14 protein-coding genes and 1 pseudogene are annotated in these 18,979 nt (G+C 73.7%); 9 read left to right on the forward strand and 6 right to left on the reverse strand.

Annotated features, from left to right (window positions below):
- A partial coding sequence (locus tag ACH4TG_RS14710) for a helix-turn-helix domain-containing protein (RefSeq protein ID WP_398243045.1) occupies positions 1-118 on the reverse strand: 118 nt, incomplete at its 3' end.
- Positions 119-143: 25 nt separating this feature from the next.
- On the opposite strand from ACH4TG_RS14710, the gene tnpA reads away from it, so the two are divergent.
- Positions 144-557, forward strand: coding sequence for an IS200/IS605 family transposase (tnpA, locus tag ACH4TG_RS14715; protein WP_398242622.1), 414 nt, complete (start codon positions 144-146; stop codon positions 555-557).
- A gap of 110 nt (positions 558-667) precedes the next feature.
- Here tnpA and ACH4TG_RS14720 read toward each other — a convergent pair.
- Positions 668-829, reverse strand: a pseudogene (locus tag ACH4TG_RS14720) (AsnC family transcriptional regulator); the annotation flags it as partial.
- A 267-nt stretch (positions 830-1,096) separates the two neighbouring features.
- Here ACH4TG_RS14720 and ACH4TG_RS14725 point away from each other — a divergent pair.
- The 5 genes from ACH4TG_RS14725 to ACH4TG_RS14745 all read left to right on the forward strand — a co-directional run bounded on the left by ACH4TG_RS14725 (position 1,097) and on the right by ACH4TG_RS14745 (position 9,121).
- Positions 1,097-1,534 (forward strand): nucleoside deaminase, encoded by a 438-nt coding sequence (locus ACH4TG_RS14725; protein WP_398242624.1) that lies wholly within the window; start codon positions 1,097-1,099, stop codon positions 1,532-1,534.
- A gap of 265 nt (positions 1,535-1,799) precedes the next feature.
- Entirely contained in the window at positions 1,800-3,095 is a 1,296-nt protein-coding gene (locus tag ACH4TG_RS14730; RefSeq protein ID WP_398242625.1) for a hypothetical protein, read from the forward strand.
- 137 nt (positions 3,096-3,232) lie between these two features.
- A complete protein-coding gene (locus ACH4TG_RS14735) occupies positions 3,233-3,436 on the forward strand; it encodes a hypothetical protein (RefSeq protein ID WP_398242626.1) in 204 nt (67 codons plus the stop codon).
- A gap of 172 nt (positions 3,437-3,608) precedes the next feature.
- Positions 3,609-6,182: a carboxypeptidase regulatory-like domain-containing protein gene (locus ACH4TG_RS14740; RefSeq protein WP_398242628.1), complete on the forward strand. Its 2,574-nt coding sequence runs from the start codon at positions 3,609-3,611 to the stop codon at positions 6,180-6,182.
- A complete protein-coding gene (locus ACH4TG_RS14745; protein WP_398242629.1) occupies positions 6,179-9,121 on the forward strand; it encodes a PA domain-containing protein in 2,943 nt (980 codons plus the stop codon). Before ACH4TG_RS14740 ends, ACH4TG_RS14745 begins: the two co-directional genes overlap by 4 nt.
- A gap of 66 nt (positions 9,122-9,187) precedes the next feature.
- On the opposite strand, the gene ACH4TG_RS14750 is transcribed toward ACH4TG_RS14745, so the two are convergent.
- From ACH4TG_RS14750 to ACH4TG_RS14765, 4 genes are read right to left on the reverse strand one after another with little or no spacing between them, the layout of a single operon-like run.
- Positions 9,188-11,866, reverse strand: a complete 2,679-nt coding sequence (locus ACH4TG_RS14750) for a hypothetical protein (RefSeq protein ID WP_398242630.1) — start codon at positions 11,864-11,866, stop codon at positions 9,188-9,190.
- 55 nt (positions 11,867-11,921) lie between these two features.
- Positions 11,922-13,478 carry a purine-cytosine permease family protein gene (locus ACH4TG_RS14755; RefSeq protein ID WP_398242632.1) on the reverse strand — a complete coding sequence of 519 codons (1,557 nt, stop codon included), beginning with the start codon at positions 13,476-13,478 and terminating at the stop codon, positions 11,922-11,924.
- Positions 13,475-14,635, reverse strand: coding sequence for a LacI family DNA-binding transcriptional regulator (locus ACH4TG_RS14760; RefSeq protein WP_398242633.1), 1,161 nt, complete (start codon positions 14,633-14,635; stop codon positions 13,475-13,477). The genes ACH4TG_RS14755 and ACH4TG_RS14760 overlap by 4 nt, the downstream gene beginning before the upstream one ends.
- Positions 14,632-15,735: a ribokinase gene (locus tag ACH4TG_RS14765; protein WP_398242634.1), complete on the reverse strand. Its 1,104-nt coding sequence runs from the start codon at positions 15,733-15,735 to the stop codon at positions 14,632-14,634. The genes ACH4TG_RS14760 and ACH4TG_RS14765 overlap by 4 nt, the downstream gene beginning before the upstream one ends.
- A 328-nt stretch (positions 15,736-16,063) precedes the next feature.
- On the opposite strand from ACH4TG_RS14765, the gene ACH4TG_RS14770 reads away from it, so the two are divergent.
- The 3 genes from ACH4TG_RS14770 to ACH4TG_RS14780 all read left to right on the forward strand — a co-directional run bounded on the left by ACH4TG_RS14770 (position 16,064) and on the right by ACH4TG_RS14780 (position 18,972).
- The gene (locus tag ACH4TG_RS14770; RefSeq protein ID WP_007502648.1) at positions 16,064-16,267 is read left to right on the forward strand and encodes a cold-shock protein; all 204 of its coding nucleotides are present in this window, start codon (positions 16,064-16,066) and stop codon (positions 16,265-16,267) included.
- A gap of 86 nt (positions 16,268-16,353) precedes the next feature.
- Positions 16,354-17,985, forward strand: coding sequence for a DEAD/DEAH box helicase (locus ACH4TG_RS14775; RefSeq protein ID WP_398242635.1), 1,632 nt, complete (start codon positions 16,354-16,356; stop codon positions 17,983-17,985).
- 84 nt (positions 17,986-18,069) lie between these two features.
- The gene (locus ACH4TG_RS14780) at positions 18,070-18,972 is read left to right on the forward strand and encodes a heavy metal-binding domain-containing protein (protein WP_398242636.1); all 903 of its coding nucleotides are present in this window, start codon (positions 18,070-18,072) and stop codon (positions 18,970-18,972) included.
- The last annotated feature ends 7 nt before the right edge of the window (positions 18,973-18,979 follow it).

Consider the following 18,979-nt stretch of genomic DNA (forward strand, 5'->3'; position numbering starts at 1 on the left):
CGGTCTCCCGAGCGCGAAGCGCATCGTTGTAGACCACCCGCGCACATCCAAACGCCCTGGCCAACGCGCTGCGCTGACCGGCGCCCGGGTACAAGCGGAAGCTGTATCGAAGCCGCACGCTGATCATGATACACAATTGGTTTATGGGTATCGATGAGAACGTTCGTACTGGTCGTCACTGCGTCTTCCGTATGCATGTCCACTTGGTTTTCGTGACGAAGTATCGGCACAAGGTCTTCGCCGACCGGCACCTGACGCGGTGCGAGGAGATCATGCGGGCCGTGTGCGAGGACTTCGAGGCGGAGCTGGTCGAGTTCAACGGCGAGTCCAACCACGTGCACCTCCTCGTGAACTTCCCGCCAAAGGTCGCCGTGTCCAAGCTGGTCAACAGCCTCAAGGGCGTCTCTTCCCGGCGGCTGCGCCAGGAGTTCCCTGACCTCGTCCGCCACTACTGGCGGGCGCAGCGCCTGTGGTCCGGCTCGTACTTCGCCGGATCCGTCGAAGGTGCGCCGCTCAGCATCGTGAAGCAGTACATCGAGCAGCAGAACCGGCTCTGACCCGAGCTGAGGTGAATAGTGCGGATCCGCGCACACCGCTGAGGTCAGAGAGCAGCTCTCAGATTCGCTTCACCACCGGGCTAAAGCCCGGTGCACTGCGAATAGTCCCGGTAGCCGGTGACGACGCCCAGCGACTCGAGGTTCCGCACCCGTTCCGTGGTGGCCGACGAGCTGAGCCCGACTCGCCGCCCCAGCTCGCTGAGGGAGATCCGGGCCTCCCGCTGCAGCTGCTCGATGATCGCCCAGTCGATGGCGTCGAGATTCACGGTCATCCGACGATCCTACCGGCAGAACCACGGAACAAGACCGCTTTCACCGGCAGGTTCAGGTTCCCCATCGGGCAGTCGCCGCGGTAGCTTCCGGTCATGCGACGCGGCGTCGCCATTCCCGACCGCGGGCCGGGCACGCGGCCGGCTGCGCCTGCTCGGCGGCGGCGCCGTCGTACTCGATCCCTGCCACGGCGATCCGGAGGAGGCGCGCCGGCCGCACGCGGCCTGGCGGGCGCTCACCGAGATGGCCACCCACTGGAGGAACGCATCGTGATCACCACCGCCGACGAGACGCTGCTGCGCCGGGCCATCGGCATCGCGGCCGGCGCCGTCGCCCAAGGCGACGCGCCCTACGGCTCGTTGCTGGCCGGCCCCGACGGCACCGTCCTGGCCGAGGCCCACAACACGGTGCGGCGCGACGACGACATCACGGCCCACCCGGAACTGAAGCTGGCCCGCTGGGCGGCCCGCGAACTCGACCAGCAGGCGGCCGCGGGTACCACGATGTACACCAGCTGCCAGCCGTGCGGCATGTGCGCCGGCGGCATCCTGCGCTCCGGCATCGGCCGGGTCGTCTTCGCGCTCTCCACCGAGCAACTCGTCGAGCTCAACCCGGCGTCGGGTCAGTGGCCGGCGGTGGCGCAGGAGGGCCCGGCCCTGTTCGAGCAGGCCCGCCGGCCCATCGAGACCTACTACCGGACGAGTTGACGCCGCCGGCCCGTCATACCGCCCTCGTCGCCGCGAGGGATCCGACTCGACAGGTGGGGCGACGGGCCGAGCGCCTGTCCGTGTTCGCCCGTGATGGGTAGCCTGGGGCGCCTGGGTGGCATGGTGCCCGCACGGACGGGGCGGGCCGGAGCGGGCGACTGCCCTGCCTGTGGCGGCCGGTGGGCGCCGGTGGGCCGGTCGGCGCGGGGCGCCGGGCAGCGGGCGCTCGCGGCCACGGCTCGGAGGACGGGGAGGGACCGAGGACATGTCGGCACTGCGGATCTCCGGGATGAGCGCCGCGGCCGCGGCGGCCGTCGCACTCGCCGTGCTGGGCGCCGTACGGAGCCGTGGGCAGGCGCGGCGGCACGGGATACCGCTGCGGATCCTGCTGTGCTTGTACCTGACCGGGGTGCTGCTGCTCCTTGGCCTCGCCGCGGTGCTCGGCCCCTCGTCCTGGGTTCCGGTCGGCACGCTGCTGCTGCTCGCCGCGGTGGGCCCGGTCGTCCTGCTGCTGTGCGGGCTGATGCTGGGGGCGGGCCCTTCGTACGCGTGGTACTGGTGGCCGGTCGCGCTGGTCGCGGCCGTCGCCCTCCCCACCGGCCTGGCCGGGGCGGTGGCGGCCGATCAGCACGACGGCCCGGGTTACGTCCTGCGGTACGGCCGGGCCGGGACGGCGGACCTGCCCCGGGGGTGGAACGGGCCGACCACCGTGAGGGTCGACGGCCAGTGGTGGCGCACCATGAACCTCGAGTTCGGCCCCGGCGCATGGGACCGCTACGGCCACTACTACACCGTTGCCGGCCTGGACAACCCGATGTTCGGGCCGGAGCCGGGAAGCGCCGACGACCCGACGGGGGTGACGGTCAAGGTCCTCGTCGTCGACGGCACCGCGTTCGAGACGACGGGACTCCACGCGGGGACGCCGGGTCTGGCGCCGCTGGGCCTGGAGCCGCTGCCGAAGCTGCTCTGGGGGCTCCTGCCGGGCCTGCTCATCCCCTTCCTGCTGCTCGTGAGCGTGTCGGTGCGCGCCAAGCGGCGGCGTGCCCTCAGGAATGCGAAGGGCACCTACTACGTGCCGCCGCGTCCACCGGGTCCGCGCCCGGCGGGCGGCGGGCGGACGCGCCCGTCCGCCAGGCGGCCGAAGCCTGCCCCCTCCGGCGCGGGGACGACGCCCGCGGACCGGATCTACGAGGCCGCCACCCGGCAGCACAAGCAGCGGCACCGGCCGTACCGGATGACCGTCTCCTCGCGGCAGGTACGGGTGACGGTCGGCCCGGACGGCTTCGCGGTCGAGCAGTCGATCACCGGGACCTGGCGCAGCCATCTGGACCTCCCGTGGCGTGACGTGTCGGGCCTGGAGTTCGCCCAGGACTACCGCGACCCGGTCGTGTCCCTCTACGTCCTCCCCGCCCAGGGGACGCGCCGCCACGCGCTGGACTCCTCGCACCTGACCGGCGCGGACTGGGCCGAGGTGGCCGACGCCGTCGCCGCCAAAACAGACGGGCGGGTCCGCCTCGACCTCGCGGGCCGCGACGGGGGTCACGTGAACCCCGACGCCTGAGCACGGCGGGCGTTCAGGGGCGCCCGGAACTTTGGGTCATGGGCACGGCGATGTTTGGGTCATCTGACGCATCCCCGGTCGCCGCGGCGTGTCGACACTCGACGGGTACGCGACGCACTCCGAGAGGGGATCTGCACATGAACCGTCCCGACGGGAGCCCGAGCACCGCCGCGGGACCCTTCGCCAGGGACCAGGAGGATCCCCAGCCGGCCTCCGCGGACCCGGATCCCACCGCCGCCGACGACCAGAGCACCCCCGGCGGCACGGTGCCCGGCCCCACGACGGACGCCGGGCACGACAGCGGGACGGGGCACGGCAGCGACCACTACCGGCCGCTGTGAACTCCCCGCGCCCGGGCTCCTGATCGCCCGCGCCCGGCGCACCGCTCCCCCGTACCCGCAAGCGGACACCCGCTGCCCCGTTCCCGTTCCGTTCCCCCGTTCCCGATTCCCCGTACCCCTGAGCCAGCCCGAGCGGCGCACCCGTGCCGGCCGGGCGGGAAGGCACGCGCATATGCGCATACCTGGACTCATCCGACGCAGGCCGGTCGTCGCCCCGGTGGTGGCCCTGGCCCTCGCGGCCCTGATCGGACTGGGCCTGCACCTGCCGGCCCGGTCCGCGCCGGGCACCGTCGCGGCCGCGACGGTGCCCCTGACCACGAGCACCAACACCGGCTGCAACAAGACGCCGCGCAAGGGATTCGTGCGCTGCATGTCCGTCGTGCGGACGCCCGCGGACCACGTGGTGACCCCGCAGGTCGCCGCACCGCCCGCCACCGCGCTGACCCCCTCGGACATCCAGGGCGCGTACCGGCTCCCGGCCGGACGCGGCGGGGGCCAGACGGTGGCCATCGTGGACGCCTACGGCGACTCGAAGGCCGAGGAGGACCTGGCCGCCTACCGCGCCTACTACAACCTGCCTCCCTGCACGACCGCGAGCGGCTGCTTCAAGAAGGTGGACCAGAACGGCGGCAGCAACTACCCGCCGGACGACCCCGAATGGGGTACGGAGACCACCCTCGACCTCGACGCGGTGTCCGCGGCCTGCCCGGCCTGCAACATCCTGCTGGTGCAGGGCGACGACGCGTCCTTCGACAGCCTGGGGACCGCCGAGAACACCGCGGTGGCGCTCGGTGCGAAGTTCGTGTCCAACTCCTACGGCGCCGACGAGGACCCGAGCGAACTCGCCTACAGCCACTACTACGACCACCCCGGCGTGGTGATCGCCGCGTCCAGCGGTGACGTCGGCAACAAGGTCGGCTCGCCGTCCAGCTTCCAGAACGTCGTCTCGGTCGGCGGCACCAAGCTGGCCAAGGACACCTCGACGTCGCGCGGCTGGAACGAGACCGCCTGGACGTCCGCGGGCTCCGGATGCTCGACCATCTCGGCCCGGCCGGACTACCAGGTGGCGCAGGACACGCACTGCGCGAACCGGGCCACCTCCGACATCTCCGCCGACGCGGACCCGGCCAGCGGTCTGGCGATCTACGACACGCTGGGCCAGGGCGGCTGGCTGCAGGTCGGCGGCACCAGCCTGGCCTCCCCGCTGGTCACCGCGATGTACGCGCTGGCGGGCACCCCTGCGGCCGGCACCTACCCGGTGACCTACCCCTACCACGACGCGCACGCGGCCACCGACCTGTTCGACATCACCCAGGGCTCGAACGGCACCTGCGGCAACGTGCTGTGCAACGCCGGTCCCGGCTGGGACGGTCCCACCGGTCTGGGCACGCCCAACGGCGTCGAGGCGCTGTCCTACGGCGAGCACGGCGACATCACCGGGCAGGTGACCGACGCGGCGACCGGGGCACCCGTCACGGACGCGGTGATCACGGCGTCGCCGGGCGGGTACCTCACCCACACCGACTCCACCGGGCACTACGACATCAGCGCCAACGTCGGCTCCTACACCGTCACCGCGACGTCGTACACGTACGCGTCAGCGAGCCGTACCGGTGTCGACGTCGCCGCGGACGCCGGTACCACCGCGGACTTCACGCTCCAGGCCAAGTCGCGGGCGACCGTGTCCGGCACGGTGGCCGACGGCTCCGGGCACGGTTGGCCGCTGTTCGCGCGGATCACCATCGACGGCTACCCGGGCGGCCCGATCTACACGGACCCGTTCACCGGGCGCTACAGCGTGACCCTCGCCGGCCAGAGCACCTACCAGGTGCACGTGGTCCCGGTGTACCCCGGCGTGCTGGGCGCCCCGGACGACGGCTACCTCCAGCAGGACACCGATCTCACGGTGAGCAGCAGCGACGTCAGCCGGGACTTCCGGCTGACGGTCGACCAGACCGCGTGCACCGCACCGGGATACGGCTGGAACGGCCTGTCCGAGGGCTTCTCCGACGCCCAGGGCGGTACCCCGGGCGACGGCTGGACCGTGTCCGGCTCCAGCACCGGCTGGCGGTTCGACAACCCCGGCAACCGCGCGGCGGTGAACCAGCTGGACAGCCACTTCGCGGTGGCGGACAGCGGCGCCGCCAAGGGGCGGATCGACAGCACGCTCACCTCCCCGGCCGTGGACCTGTCGGGCCAGAAGGCACCGCACCTCACCTTCATGTCCGGCTACTACGGCGCGAACGGGCAGCGCGCGGACGTCGAACTCAGCACCGACGGCGGCCGCTCCTGGACCGGCGTCTGGCACCGGACGACGGCCAACGGCGCGGGCAGCGTCGACCTGCCGGTCCCGCAGGCCGCGGGCAAGAAGGACGTGCGGGTCCGGTTCCACTTCACCGGCGTCCACGGCTGGTGGTGGTCGCTGGACGACCTGCTGCTCGGCACCCGCACCTGCACCGCGCTGCCCGGCGGCATCGTCAGCGGCCTGGTCACCGACCACGCCACGGGCAAGCCCGTCCAGGGAAGCGTCGTCGCGGACACCGCGTCGCCGAGCGACCGCGCCGTCGCGGGGACGACGGAGCAGGCGACCGTGTCCGGCTTCTACTCGCTGTTCCTCGAGGCCGGCCGCAAGCAGCTCGGCGCCACCACACCCGGCTACACCACCGCCACCGCCACCACCGCCGTCTCCCCGGACCGGGTCACCCGGCTGGACTGGGACCTGCACGCCGTGGGAGGCACCCGATGACGAAGGTTCTGGAGAACGCGCTGGTGAACTCACGACGGCAGCCCCCTGCCCGCAGACGCCTGGCCCTGCGCGGCCTGCTCGCCGTGGCCCTCGGCTTCGCCGTGGCCCTGCCCGGCACGGCGAGCGCGACGAGCCCGGCGCAGTCCCCGACGGCCGGCTCGCCGACGGCGGCCTCCGCCGCCGCGACCGCGACACCGGCCCCCGGGACCCCGGGCGTCGCCTCGCACGCCCCTGCCCCCGCCCCGGCCCTCAAGCCGGTGAGCGTCCCCGGCCTGACCGGGAGCGCCGCCACCGTCACCCTGCCCACCGGCGACAAGGTGACCCTGCGCCGGGAGAAGTCCGGCAAGTACCTGATGTCGGCGGCGCCCGACAGCCCGTCACGGATCACCTTCTCGGTGCTCGGCAGGACCGCCGAGCAGGCCCATGTGTCCGCGTTTCCAGAAGCGGCCGCGGCCTTCGTCCAGCTGCACCTGCTGGACGCCCAGGCGTTCGACGTGACCTGGCTGGCCGGCCACGGCGACAGCGGCGCCAGGGCCCGCATCCCGCTGACCGTGCACTACGGCGGCCGGAACAGCGCCGCGGCACTCACCGCCAAGGCGCGGACGCTCACCGGTGCCACCGTGGTCCGCGCCGACGCGGGCAGCGGGGACGTCCGGCTGAGCGTGCCGGCGGCCAGGGCGGGCGCCTTCTGGGCCGCCCTGACCGGGGGCGCCCGGCAGTCGGCAGCGGCCCGCGGCACCGCCCGTCCGGCGTTCGCCGGCGGTGTCACCAAGGCGTGGCTGACGGGCCATCAGGCTCCGGCGTCGGTCGTCCCGGCCGGCGCGCCGAGCTCGACCGTCACCTGGACCTTCACCAAGAAGCAGGGGGACGCGGCCTGGTGCCCGATCTTCGGGTGGTTCCTCGGCGTCGACTCCTCCACCGCCTGCCCGTACTACCCCGTCCTCATCGGACTGACAGGGGCGGCGGCGGGACAGACCGTCACCCCGACCGGCTTCGACTGCCTCGACGCCGACCCGTGCACCAGGTACACGGTGACCTTCACCGTGCCCAACGGGGTGTACGACGCGCAGGACATGAGCGCCACGTTCCGCCTGCACGGCATCGTGCAGCTCGTGGACACGGTGGTCCCGCAGGTCGTGGTGGCCGGTGACACCACCGTGACGAGCGACCTGGACAAGGCCGCCAAGGTCTCGGTGGACACCCCGCGGGCGGCCGTCGACCTGGAGCACTACATCAGCAACAGCCGCACCGCGCCCGGCGTCTACAGCGCCTGGCAGCAGCCCGACAGCAGCGGTCTGGACACCGACTGGGTCACCCCGACCGAGCCGGTCACCGTCGGCAACTTCCACCTGAGCAGCTTCTGGCTGCGCGGCCAGGCGCCGGTCTCCGCCGCCGTCAGCGCGCCGTCGCGGCTGACCCTGCACCCGTACTACGCGCGCTACACCGATCTGGACGCGCCCCGGTTCACCCGGTTCTCCGGCACGACCACCGCCCAGGTGGTGAGTGTCGGATCCGGCAGCGCGGCGGACTTCGCCAAGGCGGACGTGCACGGGAAGCTCGTGCTGATGCGGCGGGTCTCCGGCATCTCCGTCATCTCCACCGCGCAGCTCGCCGCCGCGCTCCAGGCGGGCGCGGCCGGGGTGCTGATCGATCCGCGCGACGACGACCCGACGAACCTGCCGGACATTCCCGTCGAGCCCTACTGGTGGTGGACCGGCGAGCAGCCGGTGAAGATCCCGTTCGCCACGATCACGCCGGACGACGCGACCGCGCTCTCCGCGCTGCTCGCCAAGGGCGCGGCGACGGTCAGCATCACCGATCACGGGTACAGCCCCTACTTCTACAACCTGGCCTTCGCCGAGGAGGGCCGGGTGCCGGCCACGCTCCACTACTCCGTCGACGACGGCCGGCTCGCCCAGCGGACCACGTCGTACCACAGCCCGCAGCCCGGCAGCGTGACGCAGGCGGAGTCGGTGTTCCACCCCGACGACTTCTTCGCGCTGCTCGTGCCCTCGGTGTTCGCCCCGGCGCCCTCGACGGTGCAGCAGTACTTCGGGCCGGTCTCGCCTGATCTGATCTGGGACCGGATCGGCTCCCTGAGCAACGCGGGCGGCGGTTCCGGACCCGACCAGGCGCTCGACGTGTTCGACAAGCCCGCGAAGGGGACCGAGGAGTGGTTCGCGGCTCCCGACGCGCCAGGAGCGCCGGCGGTGCCGGACGCGGTCTACGGGACGGGCCTGCCGCTGGGCGGCCTCTACTACTGCGCGTTCTGCCGGCAGGGCGACCTCTTCTACCCGACGACCTATCTCACCTCGGGCGCGAACCCGTCGCTGGTCAACAGCCCGTACCTGCCGTACATCTTCGACCCCTCGACCATCCACCTCTACCAGGACGGAGCCGAACTGCCGCAGCACATGGTCGGCGGGGTCGCCCTCTACCAGCTCTCCGACCAGCCGGCCACGGACCGCTTCACCGTCGACGCGGGCGACCTCCACAGCGACTGGACGTTCACCTCGCGCCGGCCGACCGCCAACGGGCTTCCGCAGGCGTTCAACTGCGTCGGGCAGTACTTCGGCCACAGCGGACCCTGCGGCGCCGACCCGCTGATCCAGCTGCGCTACAACGCCTTCGCCGGCACGGGCGACACGGTGCGGGCCGACGCGCGGCACCGGATCGAGATCACGCCGTACACCATGGCAGACCCGTCCACCCCGTACGCCCTCACCAGCCTGAAGGTGTGGACGTCGACGGACGGCGGCGGCACCTGGACGGAGTCGGCCGTCTCCCGCTCGGAGTCCGGCGCCTACAGCGCCGACTACCGGGTGCCGTCGCTGGCGAAGACCAGCGGCGCGGTGTCCGTCAAGGTCCAGGCCGCCGACGCCGCGGGCGACTCGGTCACCCAGACCACCTACGACGCCTACGGGCTGACCGCCGGCTGACCCTCGCGGCCGGCCGGCACGCAAGCGGGCGGCCCCGCCCCTCTCCGGGGGGCGGGGCCGCCCGCGTCATGCGCCCGCCGTCAGGGCGGGCCGCAGCACGGGGGCTGCCAGCAGGCCGCAGGGCTCGGCGCGATCCGGCGCGTATCGGCTCACCGCCGAGGACGCCACGGTGATCGTGAGGGTCTGCGTTCCGCCGGTGAGCACGCCGGCCGGCACCTCGCACGCGAACGGGCCCCAGCCCCATGCGCCCACCTGCTGACCGTCGATGTCGGCGCGCGCGCTGCCGGCGACGGCGGGCAGCACCAGCTGCCACGCGGGCCACTGCTCCAACTCCCCGGCCGGCAGCGCGAACCGGGCCCGGTAGACGCCTTCGCCCGCGGTGCCCGCGAAGCCCTGCCGCTCCCATCCCTGCCGCACGTCGGCGCCGGCCAGTTCGCGGCCGTCCAGGGCGAGGGTCCAGCCGGTGTCGAGGACGTGCGGTGCGGGCACGGGCACGGCGCCGGCCGCGTCCTCGACCTGCAGGCAGGCCAGTTCGGCGGGCCGCAGCAGCAGGGTCAGCTCCCCGGCGAGGGCGCTCGGCGCGGTCACCTGCCCGGTGGCGCCGTCCCACCGGCTGAGCCGGGCGGGGAGCGCGGCCGGGCGGACGGTCACGGCGCGCGGCTCGCCGGTGTCGTTGAACAGCGCGAGGCGGGTCCCGCCGTCCGGGCCGGCGCGCCGGGACGTCCACACGTCCGTGGCGGCCTCGACCGTCGCGGCCCGCGGGCCCGGCACGGCGGCCAGGTGGCTGTCCACCTCGTGGGGCAGGGGCAGTTCGGGCCAGTACGCGCCGCGCGGCCCCGCCAGCAGCGCCTTCGTCCGCTCGGTCGCGGCGGGCCCGCCGTCGCCGTGCTGGAACAGCCGGGGCAGCGGCCCGGAGGCCAGCAGCGTGCCGCCGGCCTCGACGAACGTCGCCACCGCCGCCAGTGTCGCGGTGTCCTCCAGGACCTCCGCGCCGGGCAGGACCAGTGCGGTGGTGTCGCCGGTGAGACCGTCGCGGACCTGCCGCTCCTCGACGATGCGGAACTCGTGCCCGGCGCGCGCCAGGTGCTCGGCCCAGAAGGCGAAGTGCGCGCCGTAGGGGTGGTCGGGGCCGCCCGCCCAGCTGGTCCGCAGCGGGTAGAGCAGTGCGATGCCCGGCAGCGGGGAGGCCGCGTCGAGGAACTCCGAGAGCCGGCCCGACTCGGCGGCCAGCGCGCGGTGGTGGGAGAACCACGGCTCGAAGTTGACGCCGGGCGGGAAGTCCAGCCGGGGGTCGGTGAAGACCTGGCCGGCGTCCTGGGGGTCGGCGGGGGTGTCGGTGAGCCAGAAGGCGTGGGTGAGCAACTGGCGTGCGCCCAGCAGGTGGTGGCGGACCGCGGCCGCGCGCATGCGCCCCAGCGTCAGCTCCCAGGCCCCCTCTGCGAAGTGCGTGCCGGCGTCGGTGCTGGCGAAGTACTGCTCGACCAGGCAGCCGGAGCGGCCGTGCGCGCGGGCGAGGGAGTCGCCGAACTTCGCGGCGAGCTGCGGGTGGTCGTTGCGGGCGTCGACGGCGGTCAGGTCCCGCAGGCGGTCGACGGCGAAGTAGTCCGTGCCGAAGTTGGTCCGCGGATCGTCGGTGATGACGGTGCTGGTGGGGTCCCACGAGGAGACGTAGCCGAGCACCTCGTGGCCGGACAGGGCCACGCCGTGGTCGCGGCACCACCGGGACAGGGTGCCGAAGAAGGCGTCGATGCCGGTGCGCGCGTACCGCTCGAAGAACGCGCTCCGCCACTCCCCGGTGCGCGGGCCCACGTCGCGGGCGAGCGACAGCAGGACCCGGCGGTCCTCGGGCACCACCGACGGCGCGTACATCAGCGACGCGGTGACGTGGCCCGTCTCCCCCTGCTGCTGCCGGGCGTGCGTCGCGTCGTGGAGCTGGCGCCAGTGGTAGAAGCAGCCGTGCGGCTGGTCGAAGAAGACATACCTCACCGTGGTGCCCAGATGCTCTCCGAGGGCGCGGGCCAGCGGTTCGTAGCCCACCTCCACGAACCGCTCCGCGGCCTGCGGCAGCAGGTAGTTGATCATGCGGCTGGTCGTGCAGCGGGCGGCAGTGAACACCGTCACCTCGGCGTCCGCACCGGCGGCGGCCACCGCCTCGGCCGGTACGGACACCGTGCAGCCGCCGGCGTCGGCGCGCACCAGCCGCGCCCGGCCGGTCACGTCGACGATCTGCGCCTCGCCGGTGACCGGGCCGCGGGGGTGGGCGAAGGCCGCGACGATCTCCCAGTCCGCCCACCGCGGGGCTCCGCCGTCGAACACCCAGTCCCTGCCGGGCTGGAGGAGGTACTCCACGTCCTGGGCGGTGATCGCGTCGACCGGGCACTCCACCGGCTGCCCGCCGGTCCCGGCGGGGGCGGAGGAGAAGAACATGTGCCGCTCGCGCAGGTCGTCGCGGCCCTCGACGGTACGGCCCCCGGCGTGACCCGACAGCCAGTTGTACTCGTCGTAGACACCCATCATCAGGCCGCGGGCCGCGGCCTGTTCTGCCACCCGCGCGTAGGCGCCGAGGAAGGACTCGTCCAGGTACTGCCGGCGCGGGAAGGAGAGCCGGGCCTGGATCTGGAACGATCCGAACCCGGCCGCTTCCATGGCGTCCAGCTGCTCGCTGATCTCCTGGTCGGTGGGAACGCGCTGCCAGAACCAGTAGGTGGCCGGCGCGTGCCAGGGGTCGGGGTCGGTGAAGCTCATGGCGGCGTCCTGTGGGTGGGAGGGCTGGGGTGCGGTGCCGGGGGCTCGGCCGGTCTCAGGCCGGCGTCCGCGTGGAGCGGCCGCCGTGCTCGGTCCCGGCGGCCTGCCGGTCGCCGGCGGCGGGCGCCGTGCCGCCGAGCGCGGTCCGGCGGCTCGGGTCGAGCTTCAGCACGAAGGTGAGCAGCGCGTACAGGGCCGCTCCGACGGCCATCGCGACGAGCACGCCCACGTTGGTGGTCCCGATGACGCCCTTCTTCTCGTCGTCGCTCAGCAGGAAGCCGACGGCCTTGGCGATGTTCGGGTCGGAGGAGGTCACCATGCCCAGGCCGATGACGGTGGCCACGAGCAGCGAGAGCAGTGCCGTCCAGCGGCCGTTGCGGCCGCCCTGCCCGGCGGGCATGGCCTGCGAGACCGGCCATCCCAGGCGGCGCTGGCGGATGAAGTCGAGCAGCTGGATGCCGCCCATGGTGCCCATGACCACGGCGATCAGTGCCAGGAACGCCTGGAAGGTGGCGAGGAAGGAGGTGGAGATGAACAGCAGGTAGAAGGCACCGGCCGAGATCACGACCATGTTGATGACGGTGGTGCCCACCCGCGACACCGGGACGCCGAGCGCCAGCAGCGCCAGGCCGGAGGAGTACAGGCCGGTGATCGCGGCGGCCACCAGCGAGATGACGATGACGATGCTGAACGGGACGAAGAACCACATCGGCAGCAGCGCGGTCAGCGCCCCCACCGGGTCGGCCGCGGCGGCGGAGCCGAGCTGGGGGTCGCCGGCGACGAGCAGCACGCCCAGGATCAGCAGCACGGCGACGGGCAGGGTGATGCCGCCCGCGGTCCAGCCCACGACGCCGGGCGCCGGCGTGCGGCGCGGCAGGTAGCGGGCGAAGTCGCCGCCGTAGTTGAGGAACCCGATACCGACCAACGTCAACGCCAGGATCATGCCGCCGACGAACTGGCCGAACGATCCGGCGGGGGCGTCACCGATCCGGCTCCAGTGGATGTGCGGGATCATCAGGCCGATGAAGACCACCGTCATCACGGAGGTCAGCCAGGCGATCCACCGCTCCACCCGCACGATCACGGCGTGGCCGAGGACGGCGACGGTGACGGTCACCAGCAGCACCACCACGAACCACACCACCACGCCGGCCGTCGTCCCCTTGCCGTGGGAGTCGGCGAACGCGCCCGGCCACAGCCGCGCGAAGAGGTCGGCCCCGGTGGTGGAGGCCAGCGTGATGATGGTGACCTTCCAGCCCACGTTCGACAGGTAGGCGAAGAACGTGGGGAACTTGTTGCCGTGGAAGCCGAAGGCGACGCGGGTCTGCGTCAGGGTCGGCAGTCCGGTGCGGGGCCCGCCGACGGCGAGGATGCCGACGAGGACGGCCGACAGCGCGTATCCCAGCAGCCCGGCCAGGACCGCCTGCCAGGCGTTGAGGCCGACACCGAAGACGTAGATGCCGTAGCTGACGCCGAGGATCGAGACGTTCCAGGAGAACCACACGCCGAACAGGCTGCGCGGGGTGCCGTGGCGTTCACCGTCGGGGACGGGGTTGACGCCGTTGCGCTCCACCTGCCGTATGGCGGGGGCGGGATGGTCGGTCTGGCTCATGGGTGAACTCCTTCGTTCGCCGGCGCGAGCGGTTCGGGGGACGGGGTGCGGCCGGTGCAGCCGCACGAGCGGCGCAGGACCAGGGAGAAGTCGAGGATGCGGTGCTCGAGCGGGGCACCGGCGGGGGGCGGGTTCTGAAGCAGGTCGACGGCCGCGGCGGCCGCGGCCCGTACCGGCTGTTCCACCACGGACATCGCCGGCTCGGAGTAGACGCTGCGCCGCGTGCCGTCGAAGCCGAACACGGCCAGGTCCTCGGGGATCGACAGGCCCATCCGGCGGGCCACCGCGAGCAGCCCCTCGGCCTGCGAGTCGCTGCTGACGAAGACCGCGGTGGGGCGCCGGTCGGCGGGGACGTCCAGCAGCGCCCGCCCGCCGGCCTCGCCGCCCTCGGCGGAGAACGGGTGGACGCCGACCAGGTCGGGCCCCGCCGCGACCCCCGCTCCGTGCAGGGCCTGCGCCCAGCCGGCCAACCGGGCCGTGGCGTTGGACTGGTCGTCGGGTCCCGCCAGGCAGGCGACGCGGCGGTGGCCGTGGTCGAGCAGGTGCCGGGTCGCCTCGAACGCGGCCCGCTGGTTGTCGATGCCCACGAAGGGGATGCCGGCGCCGTGAAGCGGCCGGTCCAGCGCCACGGCGCGCACCGGCGAGGCGCCGACGGCCCGCAGCACCGAGGCGCGGCTGGCGCCGATCACCACGATCCCCTCGACCTGCTCGTCGACGAACCGCTCCAGGTACGCCTCCTCGCGCAGGACGTTGCCGCCGGAGTCGCCCATCAGCAGCACCTTGCCGCGGTCGAAGGCCGCGTCCTGGACGGCCCGCGCGAAGTCGGCGAAGAACGGGTTGGAGATGTCGGGGACGAGCAGCGCGATCGTGGAGGTGGCCCGCTTGCGCAGGGCCCGGGCCACGGCGTTGGGCCGGTAGCCCAGCTCGTCGATCGCCGCGAGGACCCGCTCGCGGGTCGCCGGCGCCACCGAGCGGGGGCCGCCGTTGACGACGTAGCTGACGACCGCGCTGGAGCAGCCGGCCAGGCGTGCCACATCGGCGCGGGTGGCGACCCGCGGGGCGTCGGGGATCCCGCGGCGCGCGGGTGCGGCGCCGGGCTCGCCGGGCCGGGACTCGCGCCGCCCGCCGGCCTGCGGGGCCTGTGCGTCGGTGGTCATGCGTGCGCACCTCCAGTACGGCGACCGGCCTCGTGCGGCGGTCGGGGGCTGCCCCCGGCCGCCGCCGCGGCCGGGACGTGGCGGGCGGCGCCCTGCGGGAGCCCGCCGGCGCCGCGCGGCCCGCCGTGCTGCCCGGGCTGCGGCGAGGACTCGGACGAGGACTCGGGCTCGGATCCGGGCTCGGATCCGGGCTCGGGCAGGGCGGTGAAGTCCGGGTAGGACGAGGCCGCTCCGGGAGTGGCGACGCTGAGGGTGGCCGCCCGTACTCCGGCGGACACGGCTTGCGGCAGGTCCTCGCCGGCGGCGAGCCGCGCGGCGAGCACGCCCACGAACGCGTCGCCGGCGCCCGTGGTGTCGACGACCCGCGCGGGCCGGGGGGCGGGCACGTGCCGTGCGCCGCCGCCCTGCGGGCCGGCCGACACGACCGCCCCCAGACCGCCGAGGGTGATCACCGCCGACCGGGCGAGGCCGGCCAGCCGGTCGGCCGCCGCCAGCGCCTCGGCGACACCGGCCGGCGGTTGCGCGCCCAGCACCTGCCCGGCCTCGGTGGCGTTGACGACCAGGACGTCGACGCGTTCCAGGGCGCCGCGCGCGAGCGGGGTGTAGGGGGCGAGGTTGAGGACGAACAGCCGCGCTCCGGCCAGGACCGCCTCCTCGATCGCGGCCGCGGGGATCTCCGCCTGGGCGACCACCACGTCCGCGCCGCGCAGCAGCGGGGCCGCCGCGCGGACGGCGGTGGCGTCGGTGGCGGCGTTGGCTCCCGGGACGACGACGATGGTGTTCTCCCCGCCGTCGTCGACGGTGACCAGGGCCGCGCCCGTCGGCCGTGCCGGGTCCGACCGCACGACATCGGTGTCGACGCCGGCCTCGTCCAGCCGCCGGCGCAGTTCCCGGCCCTCGGTGTCGTCACCGACCGTGGCCACCAGGCGGCAGCGGGCTCCGGCCCGGGCGGCGGCCACGGCCTGGTTGGCGCCCTTGCCGCCCGCCCCGGCCTGCACCGACCGCCCGAGCACGGTCTCGCCGGGCAGCGGCAGGCGGCCGGCCACGACCGTCCTGTCCCAGTTCGCCGAGCCGACGACCACCACCTGGCCGTTCCGCATCCCAGGCCCTCCTCCAGCGCCATGGCGCTATCTACTCGTGTTGATTGACGACGGCGACGTATCTACTCGTGTTGATAACGCTGAGTGACACGCCGCGTGTGACCGCCCACTATCGCTCCCCGGTCCGGCGGCGTCAACAGTCGTCCGCGGGTCGTCCCATCGTGTTGTCGACGCGCGCCGCAGGGCGGGACTGTGCTAGATTCTCTGGTGTTGCAGTTGTGGTACCCATGAACCTATGTGCGCCTGACGGGAATGTTTCGTCCAGGCGCATTATTTGTTTTCCGGCATCTCCGGATGGGTCCCTCTGCCTTACAGAAAGAGAATTGTCATGGCACAGGGAACCGTGAAGTGGTTCAACTCCGAAAAGGGTTTCGGATTCATCGAGCAGGACGGCGGCGGCCCGGACGTCTTCGCCCACTACTCGAACATCGCGACCCAGGGATTCCGTGAGCTCCAGGAGGGCCAGCGGGTCTCCTTCGACGTCACGCAGGGCCAGAAGGGCCCGCAGGCGGAGAACATCGTCCCCGCCTGATCGCAGGACGCCTCGTCACTCACCGGGGTCCGCACCGCACGGTGCAGACCCCGGTTTGTGCTGTATCCAGGAAGGCAGAAAGCCGCATGTCCCGCAGGCCCCAGAAGCCGAACCGGCGCGCCGCGTCACCCTCACCGTCCCCGTCGTCGCCCCGGGAATTCCGGCTGCCGGAGAGCACGACGCCCGCGCTTCCCGCCGTGGCGGACTTCGCCGCCCTGGACATGCCCGCGGCGCTGGTCGCGACCCTCACCGCCCAGGGCGTGACGACACCGTTCCCCATCCAGGCCGCCACACTGCCGAACTCGCTGGCCGGCCGTGACCTGCTGGGACGCGGACGCACCGGCTCCGGCAAGACCCTCGCTTTCGGGCTCGCGCTGCTGGCCCGCACCGCCGGGCTGCGCGCGCAGCCCAAGGCGCCCCTGGCCCTGGTGCTGGTCCCCACCCGTGAACTCGCCCAGCAGGTGACGGACGCGCTGACGCCCTATGCGACGGCGGTGAACCTCCGGATGGCGACCGTGGTCGGCGGACTGTCGATCACCAAGCAGGCCGCGACGCTCCGGCGCGGCGTCGAGGTGGTCGTGGCGAGCCCCGGCCGGCTCAACGACCTCGTGGACCGCGGGGACTGCGTGCTCGGCGACGTGCGCATCACGGTGCTGGACGAGGCCGACCAGATGACCGACATGGGCTTCCTGCCGCAGATCACCCGGCTGATCCAGCAGGTGCGGCCGGACGGCCAGCGCATGCTCTTCTCGGCCACCCTGGACCACAACATCGACCGCCTGGTGCAGCGGTTCCTGTCCGACCCCGTGGTGCACTCCGTGGACCCGTCCGCCGGAGCGGTCACCACCATGGAGCACCACGTGCTCCACGTCCAGGACGAGACCGACAAGAAGCAGGTCACCGCGTACATCGCCGCCCGCGACGGCCGGGTGATCCTCTTCCTCGACACCAAGAGGTCCGCCGACCGGCTCGCCAAGCGGCTGCTGGCCGTCGGTGTCCGCGCGGCCGCGCTGCACGGGGGCCGCTCCCAGCCGCAGCGCAACCGCACCCTGGAGCAGTTCAAGAGCGGCCAGGTCACCGCGCTGGTGGCGACGAACGTCGCGGCCCGGGGCATACACGTCGACGACCTCGACCTGGTCGTGAACGTCGATCCGCCCACGGACCACAAGGACTACCTCCACCGGGGCGGCCGCACGGCCCGCGCCGGCGGGTCAGGCAGCGTGGTCACGCTGGTCCTGCCGGACCAGAAGCGGGAGTTCAGCCGGCTGATGACGCACGCGGGCATCCGGCCGCGGACCGCCCGGATCACCTCGGGCGACCCGGAGCTGGCGACGATCACCGGCGCCCGCGAACCGTCGGGCGTGCCCGTCACGATCGAGGTGCCGCAGCCGGCCGCCCCGGCGGCGGCCGGACCGGAGCGCAAGCCCGGTGCCAGGCCCGCCCGCCGTTCCGGCCCGCGCCGCAGGAGCGGTGGCGGGGCGGGGTCGGCGAACGGCTCGGCCGCCGGGACCGGGGCCGGCGGGGCCGCCGGTGCGGGGCGCCGCAGGAGCGGCGGCGGGACCGGTTCGGCGAACGGCTCGGCCGGTGCGGGCACCGGTGCCGGGCGCCGCAGGAGCGGCGGCGGAGCGGGGTCGGCGAACGGCTCGGCCGCCGGGACCGGGGCCGGCGGCGCCGCCGGTGCGGGGCGCCGCAGGAAGCGGCCCGAGGGCCGGGCGTAGAATCCGGCCGCTGCGTCCTCGGTCGGGGCGCGGCGGGAAGTGGGGGCCGTGAGCGGGGAATGGAACGGGGCGGGGCTGCCTCCGATGGCAGCCGCGCGCACCGCGGAGGCGCGGAGCAGCGGCACGTGGTCCTCGGCGCTCTCCACCGGCGAGTTCGCCGCGTTGCGCGCCGTGGGCTTCGACCCGGTGGGCCAGGTCATGGGCTCGGCGGTCTACCATGTGGGGCGCTCCGGCCGGTACTGGGGCTATCACGACTGCCAGTTCAGGTCCGGCCTGTTCGGCACCGGCAGCGGCGCCCCGGTCGCCCTCTCGGGGCGCGGCGCGCCCTCGGCCGGGCTGGTCACCGTGCTCGACGAGGCGCGCCGTTCGGCCCTCGGGCGGATGACCGCGGAGTGCTCGGCCCTTGGCGGGGACGGCGTGGTCGCGGCGCGGCTGACGGTGGCCCCCTTCGTGGCGCAGTCCAACTGCTTCGAGTTCCAGGTCATCGGGACCGCGGTCCGCGCGGCCGGCACCGTGCGGGCGCCGTGGCCGTTCACCTGCCACCTCGACGGCCAGGGCTTCGCGAAGCTGGTGACCGCCGGGTGGGTCCCCGTCGAGCTGCTGTACGGGATGTCCATCGGCGTGCGGCACGACGACTACCGCACCCGCATGCAGCGCACCTCGTGGCGCAACACCGAGGTCGGCGGCTGGAGCGAGCTCGTCCACGACGTGCGTGCCGACGCCCGGGCCGCGCTGGCGGCGCAGGGCGGGCGGCGGGGCGGGGACGGCGTGGTGCTGTCCGCCGGCAGCTTCCGGGTGTGGAAGGAGTCCTGCATCCGCAGCAACAACAACGACCAGGAGGACCACGTGGCCGAGGCGACGCTGGTGGGCACCAGCGTCGCCCGCTTCACGGTGCGCGAGGAGCCGCCGCGCGCCCTCACCGTGATGCCGCTCGGCCCGCGAGGACGCGGGCGCACCACACGCCGTACCGGAACCGACATCCGATGAGGGGAAC

It is taken from the genome of Streptomyces sp. NPDC020917, from assembly GCF_044333795.1.
Lineage (GTDB): Bacteria > Actinomycetota > Actinomycetes > Streptomycetales > Streptomycetaceae > Actinacidiphila.